Below are 7,602 nucleotides of genomic sequence, written 5' to 3'. Positions count from 1 at the left end.
TCGCCGAAGCACTCGTCAATATCCGAACCTACTTTATGCCGAAGCGGGCAAAACAGAAGTTCTGAAAGAAAGTGCTATTGCGATCCCGTCAACGCCGAAAGCAGTGGGCTGTTCGTCGCGCTCACGACAAACGGGACAGATGGTGTAGGGTCTGGCCAGCATGGGCGACTAGGCGTGCTGACAGAACGTATCACTTCCTCTCCTTCGGTCAGAAGCGACTTCAACGCACCAGATCTGTGATAATCGGGATTGCCCTCCGTGGCTCTCACCCTCTCTTTCTGTCAGTTTCTTTTTACCATCAGGACAAAATCCGGTCATCTCTAACTGTCGTCCATAACTACGTCGTTTGACGGATGTACAGACCAGGAACACAGAGATTGGTTCACCGAAATGAATCATCGGTTCGCGCTGATTGATTCAAAACTGTCGTTGGACAGGTGGGGCGATTACGGCGAACTTTTGGGCATGATCGCCCAGCAGTTTCATATCTATGTCGAACGGACTGACCCGAGCAAAAACATGGCCCGCTACTACGCCATGCATATCTCCTATTCGCTGTTTGGAGAGCCCTGTCTGACACGCGAGTGGGGCCGGATCGGAACCTCAGGACAGGTCAAGCTACCGCATTTCGAGCGGGAAGCGGATGCAGTTCGGATGTTTCTAAACCTGACATGAAGGAAGCAAACTCGTGGTTATCGGTCCAGAAATACGAAAGCGTAATCACCCCGCTAAGGAGCTACTGGTTATATGCCATATTTCGTACGGGAAGTGATACTAAGACTCGCTTAGTATGGTGATAAGTTAATATCAAAACTTGACCCGCATCACCTTTACGATCATGCACGGAACGTAGCGCATTCAGACTCAACCATCACGGCTTCCTTTGTTCTTGTTAATTCACCTGTAGTTTGGCGACGCTGGGTCTGACGATAACTTCAATTCCTGGAATTATCCTGTTTCGCGCTCAGCTTTTTCCGAAGAAGAAGCTTTAGTCGAATATTTTCAGCTTCCAGCTCTGCGAGTTCGTCGTCTGTCACCTGTTCATCAGCAGTTTCTGGCTTTCGCAAGCGGGGGCGCTTTTGCGGCGACGCAGGAACAACGGGAGTGGCAGCATTTTCGTTGGTTGATTTCTCGCCCTGCGAGAGCTGGCCAGCGGATGGCTCTTGAAACACCTGGGCTTCAGGGACGGTAACCACCTCTTCTGATGGATTTTTGGGGCCGGTCCGGACGGTTGCCTTGCCACCAGCTCTCTTCGTCAGCGCTTTACTGGTAACTTGTTTCTTTAGCTCTTGATCGGGCCGGTTGGTACCACTGCTGACGAGTCCTTCCCTGTCCGAAGTTTCATCGGCCGTGGCTCCCTCCTGGGCAGTCAGGTCTTTGCCTGTCGTCCGCTGGCCGCCAGATTCTGGTGTTTTCGCTCCCGGTTGCTTTGGAGGTGATTTGAACCCGGATGTTGAGGTTGAGGGCTTGATTGCTTCCCGGCCAGCCTCTTCAAGTCGACTTGACGCCGTCTCAAGCGCTTTCGGTTCGCCACCGTCTTCGGTCATTTGCGCATCTGCATATGCATTTGCCGGATCGACTTGCTGATTTGCTCGAGAGGGTTTTTCATCAAAGTCTATCGGCGTGACTTTGATCGAATCTTCTATTGGCTCTTCAACAGACGGCTCCCCGCGCCCGGCACCTGGTGTTTGGTCTGGCGCAGCATCGCTTTTGTGTGATCGCCAGTTTTTCAGTCTCGCGACGAGACGCTCACCCCATGATTTCACCGTTGATTACCTCCCCCTTTTCGAGCCCAAAAGGACTTGAGTTGTCTTCTTTCTGAAAAACATGATCGCGTAAGTGAGGATAAACCGATCACGCCTGTATGACCAGAACGTGAAGCTATTATCGGTCATTTCCAATGCAAGCATGATCAATACCGTTTCAAGGTGAATGCTGGCCTGGCTAAAGCGGATTCATCTTTTATTTAAAGTAGAACGCTGCTCCGCCCGTTCGAGCATCGCGTACAGGTTCTCGTTCTCAGCGTGCAGTTTCGCAATCAGCTCGCGCTTGAGAGAAACGTTTTCTTGTTCAAGGAACGACAATTCATCACGGATATCTATCGTTGCGACTCGACGTGTTGCCGCTCTCGTTTGCTGCGACACTTTCGTTCTTACACCGCGCCCACTCGTTCGACTTTTCCGCCCGACGATGATTTCTGGCTTTTGAACCGGATTAGGCACCATTATCGCGCGTTCTGGCTCTACAGCATCGACGACTGAAGGCCCTCCTTCTTCCTCAATCGCCTCAGCGGCTGTCACAATCTGCGGCACAACGTTTGGGTTGATGACCTTAGACTTATTGTCAGGCGGTTCAGGCAGATCAGCTTCAGCGCGAACATGCATGGGAGCTTGCAGTGCATCTGCTTCGACTTCCCGAGCTATGGATTTCAGATCAAGGCTCCTCCACAGGGAAACATTCCCCTTGCGAGCACGTTTGTTCTTATATTCGACAACGACGTTGCGGACCGGGTTCTTCATCCGTGAATAGCTATCCCATGGAAATATGACAAAAGGACGTACAGAAAGCCTTTGCCGCTACGTATAGATTTTGCTTCAGGGTTTCAACGTTCGGCACAGCGGCTGATTACCACAACAATCTCTCAAACAAGCCTTTCATATTGCTCCTATGAAATTTCCGGTCTTATTTCCACATTAAGCAATGATCTGTATATTCCAGGATCGAACAGTTCCAGCTAACAAACCAGGAGAAACTCCACATGGCTGATGAAACAAATACAGAAGCAAATTCGGCTGTAACAGAAACCAAGGCAGTTGAACCTGTCGGCGATAAACCAAAGACGCGCGCTCTGCCGAAGAAAGCGGCGCCAAAATCAAAAAAAATAGAGGCGGTCTCTTCTTCAACTGCAGCCAAAACTGGTACCAGATCCACCAGAACACCCAAAGCTGCCGCAAAAACTGAACCCGTTGCACCTCCGCCGGTGGCGCGTAAGCGCACCACGTACACGCCAGCTCAGCGCGCCTCCATCCTCGCTGCTATCGAAAAAGCAACAAAAGGTGGCAAAACCACACTCAAGGCGGCATTGCAGCAGGCCCACGTGAGCGAACAGACCTACTATAACTGGAAGAACGCTGCGGCAAAGAAAACCCCCGTGTCATCGGCGGGATCGTCCAGCGACGATCTTTCTACCTTGGTTGCACTAGAAGCGGAGAACCTCAAGCTACGCCAGGAACTTGCAGCAAAGCTGCGTGCAGAGAACGAAGAATTGCGTAGACGTCTCGGTCAGGCCTGAGACGAACCGCTGCGTATCAACGGAACCAGGCTGCCAACAAACAGGTGACTTTCCGTGCGCAAGTCACCTGTTTGCCTTTAATGGAAATTCCGGAGCCATTGTTCTCTCCTTCGAGACGCTGTCCAATAAGGCCAGGAGTGGAGCCGTATCATGATTTTGAAACCCGCCCAGGCCCATGCGATCTACAAGGCAATGCACGCCCTGAATGATGGCGGAGGTCAGTTGATTGCTGCTTCCTTTGACGCCTTCGCCGCCGGTGAGGCGATCATTGATGTTCGCACCTACACAGACGATCGTATCGAACTGCGGTCAGTTGGCGGGAATGTAACTGAAGTGCATGCTGATCTGTCCGCGTTTGCTTTTGCCTATGGCTTGCAAGCACCATGACCGCATTCCTGTAGCGTAGTCACCACTAAACGAGTTCATTTCACCTGCACGCCAGAACGGATGAGAATTTCTAGCGATGGATGGCCCAGATTTGACATTACCCTGCAAATGGCCGGAAAGCTCAGCTCCTCGGATTGCCCTTCGTTCCCAAAAATAAAACGCCCGCCGCGGGAGGAGCGACGGGTGTTTATTGAAAAGACCAGATCCTGGGAGGAGGGCGTCTGGTCGTTGAGTGCCGGGGAATTGGGAAGAACGGCCTCGGCGATAATCAAAATTTATTAGCGAACTGAAGCCTGACGAGCCACGAACGGAATTTCCGAAGCCATAATGCCCAGATCGTTCAGTTCACGTGCATTAAGGCGGCTCAGTTCGTTAACGGTGTTGCGGTAACGGCGCCAGTTGCTATACGAGCGGATCAGGTTCATTTCTCTCTCCTCAAAAACTCTCTCTGTGTTGCAAACAGCATATAGGTTTAGGCAAGTGCGGACAGAAGCCCCAGATTCGCATAGCTGTCATGCCAATAAGAAGGGTAAGAACCTAAATCCCAATATGATCGCAGCAACGCCGAACAGAACTCCCGATTGGTGTTCGCCCTGAATTCTTTCCTTAGAAACGACTGCAACGAATATTTAACCATAATCTGGCGAATACTTGGCAGGTCCAATCAGGCTTACGACATGTCGCACTTCGTTCTTTTATCCAGATTCACATTGAGTATCGTTGTATTTTCCGTCGTGCTTGGCGGTTCGGGTGGGGCCGCGACGCTCTTTCCTGAACATGAGTTTGCGCGACAATCTACTGAACATCGCCAACGCTATTCCTCGTCGCTTTCCGCCATTGAGAGTCCGGTCAATGGTTTGCTTTTGCAGATAAAAGATATCCGACCGCCAGCGTCAGTGGGGTCAAATGCACCCATCGAAGGCGAGGTGGATCAGATGACCACCGGCAGCATCAATCATACGCAACAGACACACCAGGAAATTTCATCAACCTATGTTCCAACTGCCGACGACCTGGCGCCTGCTATTGAAATGCCAAGAGGCGTTGGAGCCAAGGAACAGATTGCCGCCTATCAGATCATGCTGGACAGGGCAGGCGCATCGCCTGGCGCAATTGACGGGCGTTCCGGTAGTAACGTCGACAAGGCTTCTGCAGCTTTTGGGGAGATCACGGGCAAATTTATCAATCCAGCCGATCCGGCTGCGGTACAGGCCGAACTCGAAAACACTGGCGGAGCAGCTTTCAAGGATTACCTTATCACCAATGAGGATGTCGGCAGGCAATATGTAGTAGAAATCCCCACCGACTATGCCATGAAAGCGCAATTGCCAGCAATGGCTTATACATCGGTGACAGAGATGCTCGGCGAGCGGTTTCAAGTTGATGAGAGTTTTCTCAGGGAGATCAATCCCGGCGCTAACTTCAATCAACCCGGTTCGATCATCCAAGTCCCCAATCTTGGGAAAGCCAAACGTGCACAGATAGCGCACATCGTGGCAGATAAAGCCCGCAAACAGGTTCGCGGCTATGGCGCAGATGGCAAGCTGAAGGTTGCCTATCCGTCCACTATTGGCTCTTCGGACACTCCATCCCCTTCAGGCACGGTTCAGGTCAAGCGAATAGCGATAAATCCCAATTACACATACAATCCCAAAATAAACTTCAAACAGGGGGCCAATGATAGCGTTCTGACCATTCCGCCTGGGCCAAACGGCCCCGTGGGTACGGTGTGGATTGCGCTTTCCAAACCCACTTACGGTATTCATGGCACACCTGATCCTTCGCGCATTGGCAAGACATCGAGCCATGGCTGCGTGCGCCTTACAAACTGGGATGCCGAGGAACTCGCGAAAATAGTCAAGGCTGGCGTCATGGTGGTTTTCACAGAATGAGTGCGTATCGCCGTCGTGTTGACGTTTGGTAATCAGAGGGAAGTCGAAGCAAGGCCTACATTGGCGCTCTTTCCCAATCTGCGTGGAGGGGCGATTTATTGAGCGACGACCTCACTCATCACTCGGCTATGTTGGCCCTGCGCAATTCAATTGGACATGGATCGTCCGATCGCCAACCAAAGTGACATCACTTGCAAGGACGAGCGTTTTCGTCATGTTCTTGTTGCTTACAATAATGCCTTGCTGCAGCAATTCCCGCTCACCTCCTATATCGACGCTGCTCGTATAGACCGCCCGTGCTGAAAAGCATCCACAGTCACCGATTGGCTTATGGAATTGAAAACGGGTTTTCACTGAGATGGCAGCCTCTTTCACGACCGCTTTCTCGCCTGTGACCGTCACGCACCCAGCCAGTTTGTTTTCAAAGGCTATGCCACCGGCATCGGCAGCTCCAGCTACTCCGCACAGCAATGCAAGTGGAACTACACCGGAGATTAACTTAAGCATGAACGTATCCTTGCCTATTGAGGTGGCAACTGTTTAATGCAGCTCAGAATATCTATATTGCAAACGGGAACCTGGGACCGTGTGGCAGGCTCATTCAGCCAACGATGATATGCGCTGCGGATCTCCACGTCTTTATAATTGTAAGTTCTCGCTTTTTTATTGACACGGCTCGCTGTCAGCGCTTTCGGCGTTACAGCCATATGGGAAGCAAGTTCATTGAACTGCCAAACTTTCCAGTCTTTCTGTCGTTCGATGACCCGTACATGATAATAAGGATCATCCGGGCGCTCTGGCTGAACCTTGTAAACATCGGCCCACCGCACCCTTTTCGGTGAAACGGACAAGATGATTGTTTCCTGAAACTCCTGGGCCAATACCGGGGCAGCTACCAGAGCGCCTAGGACTGACAAAAAGAGGATGGATTTCAGCCGTTTCAACATTCACTCACTCTCACTGATGACCTGGCTTTCATTAGGGCCGAACCCAAGATGACGCGGGTTAATACGCTCTACATTACTTTTTGGCTGGCCCGGACTCATAATTATCCCGCGACCAGATTTCCGTTTGCTCTCATTCCAGAAAACAACAACTGGCTGATTGAAAAGGTCCCTCCTTGCCTTCTGTGTGAGAGATCGCAGATATCCGCCTGGTGAATTGATCGAGGCCAGTTTCTGAAGAATTCAGGCGATAGCCGTCGATGCGGATTCTGCTCCCATGAAGTGGACAGATGGTATTACCAAGTTGTTTGACTGCGGCGTTTCTTTTATCGAGGCGGCATGAATTTATCGAGCACTTTCCCTCGTTTGAAGGGGTTTCGTTTTCCGCGTGAAGTTGTCGCCTAAGCCGTGTGGGCCTATCATCGGTTTGCTCTGAGTACCGCCGATGGAGAGGACCTTCCTGCTGAACGCGATGTTATCGTGAGCAGGGGATCGGTTCGTCTCTGGATCAAGCGCTTTGGCCGACATTTTGCCGATTGCATTCGCAGAGACCGGCCCAAGCCAAACGATAAATGGATATGGATGAGGCCGTCATCACGATCAGCGGAAAGAAATTCTGGCTATGGCGGGCCATTGACGCCGATGGTGACGTACTCGACATTCTGGTTCAAGCTCGCCGCAACACCAAGGCCGCCAAGCGCTTTTTCTCCAGACTGGTCAAGCAATTCGGTGAACCGCGTATCGTCGTAACGGACAAGCTGCGCAGCTACATCAAACCGATACAACATCTGGCCCCGGATGCTGATCATCGGCCCCACAAGGGTCTGAATAACAGAATTGAGAACGCACACCGCCAGACCAGGAAGCGAGAGAAGATCATGGAGCGGTTCAAATCGCCCCGCCAAGCACAGCGCTTCCTGTCAGCCCACGATCAGATAAATACCGTCTTTCGTTTCCGCCGGTACAACCTCTCAGCCCGCTCCTGGCGACACGCTAGGGCAGATGCCTTCTGCCGGTGGTCCGACTACACTGCAGAAATGACTGTTTGAAGAAGCAGCGACCGCGCCGCCTTGCAACCAACCACAAA

General features: G+C 51.7%; 9 protein-coding genes and 2 pseudogenes. 6 read left to right on the top strand and 5 right to left on the bottom strand.

What is annotated here, in order from left to right:
• Together ACYSN1_RS14335 and ACYSN1_RS14330 are read left to right on the top strand one after the other, a co-directional pair.
• Positions 1–65 (top strand): annotated as a pseudogene (locus ACYSN1_RS14335) (UPF0149 family protein); the annotation flags it as partial.
• Between the two features lie 325 nt (positions 66–390).
• The gene (locus tag ACYSN1_RS14330) at positions 391–675 is read left to right on the top strand and encodes a WGR domain-containing protein (protein ID WP_461726291.1); all 285 of its coding nucleotides are present in this window, start codon (positions 391–393) and stop codon (positions 673–675) included.
• Between the two features lie 260 nt (positions 676–935).
• Here ACYSN1_RS14330 and ACYSN1_RS14325 read toward each other — a convergent pair whose 3' ends face one another.
• Positions 936–1,766, bottom strand: coding sequence for a hypothetical protein (locus ACYSN1_RS14325; RefSeq protein WP_461726290.1), 831 nt, complete (start codon positions 1,764–1,766; stop codon positions 936–938).
• A 189-nt stretch (positions 1,767–1,955) separates the two neighbouring features.
• Entirely contained in the window at positions 1,956–2,519 is a 564-nt protein-coding gene (locus ACYSN1_RS14320) for a hypothetical protein (RefSeq protein ID WP_461726289.1), read from the bottom strand.
• 239 nt (positions 2,520–2,758) lie between these two features.
• On the opposite strand from ACYSN1_RS14320, the gene ACYSN1_RS14315 reads away from it, so the two are divergent.
• Both ACYSN1_RS14315 and ACYSN1_RS14310 read left to right on the top strand, forming a co-directional pair.
• Positions 2,759–3,292: a transposase gene (locus ACYSN1_RS14315; RefSeq protein WP_461726288.1), complete on the top strand. Its 534-nt coding sequence runs from the start codon at positions 2,759–2,761 to the stop codon at positions 3,290–3,292.
• A 150-nt stretch (positions 3,293–3,442) separates the two neighbouring features.
• The gene (locus ACYSN1_RS14310; RefSeq protein ID WP_461726287.1) at positions 3,443–3,679 is read left to right on the top strand and encodes a hypothetical protein; all 237 of its coding nucleotides are present in this window, start codon (positions 3,443–3,445) and stop codon (positions 3,677–3,679) included.
• Between the two features lie 278 nt (positions 3,680–3,957).
• Here ACYSN1_RS14310 and ACYSN1_RS14305 read toward each other — a convergent pair whose 3' ends face one another.
• The gene (locus tag ACYSN1_RS14305; RefSeq protein ID WP_461726286.1) at positions 3,958–4,104 is read right to left on the bottom strand and encodes a DUF1127 domain-containing protein; all 147 of its coding nucleotides are present in this window, start codon (positions 4,102–4,104) and stop codon (positions 3,958–3,960) included.
• A 252-nt stretch (positions 4,105–4,356) separates the two neighbouring features.
• Here ACYSN1_RS14305 and ACYSN1_RS14300 point away from each other — a divergent pair, with 252 nt between their 5' ends.
• Positions 4,357–5,571: a L,D-transpeptidase gene (locus tag ACYSN1_RS14300; RefSeq protein ID WP_461726285.1), complete on the top strand. Its 1,215-nt coding sequence runs from the start codon at positions 4,357–4,359 to the stop codon at positions 5,569–5,571.
• 126 nt (positions 5,572–5,697) lie between these two features.
• Here the strand turns inward: ACYSN1_RS14300 and ACYSN1_RS14295 are convergent, their stop codons facing one another.
• Complete coding sequence (locus tag ACYSN1_RS14295; protein ID WP_461726284.1) at positions 5,698–6,078, bottom strand: DUF2195 family protein; 381 nt, start codon at positions 6,076–6,078, stop codon at positions 5,698–5,700.
• 14 nt (positions 6,079–6,092) lie between these two features.
• Positions 6,093–6,518, bottom strand: coding sequence for a DUF5086 domain-containing protein (locus ACYSN1_RS14290; protein WP_461726283.1), 426 nt, complete (start codon positions 6,516–6,518; stop codon positions 6,093–6,095).
• A gap of 336 nt (positions 6,519–6,854) precedes the next feature.
• Here ACYSN1_RS14290 and ACYSN1_RS14285 point away from each other — a divergent pair.
• Positions 6,855–7,564 (top strand): annotated as a pseudogene (locus ACYSN1_RS14285) (IS6 family transposase).
• Positions 7,565–7,602 lie beyond the last annotated feature (38 nt).

The sequence above is a fragment of the Brucella sp. LJL56 genome (assembly GCF_054871705.1).
This window is presented reverse-complemented; position numbering and strand designations above follow the sequence as displayed.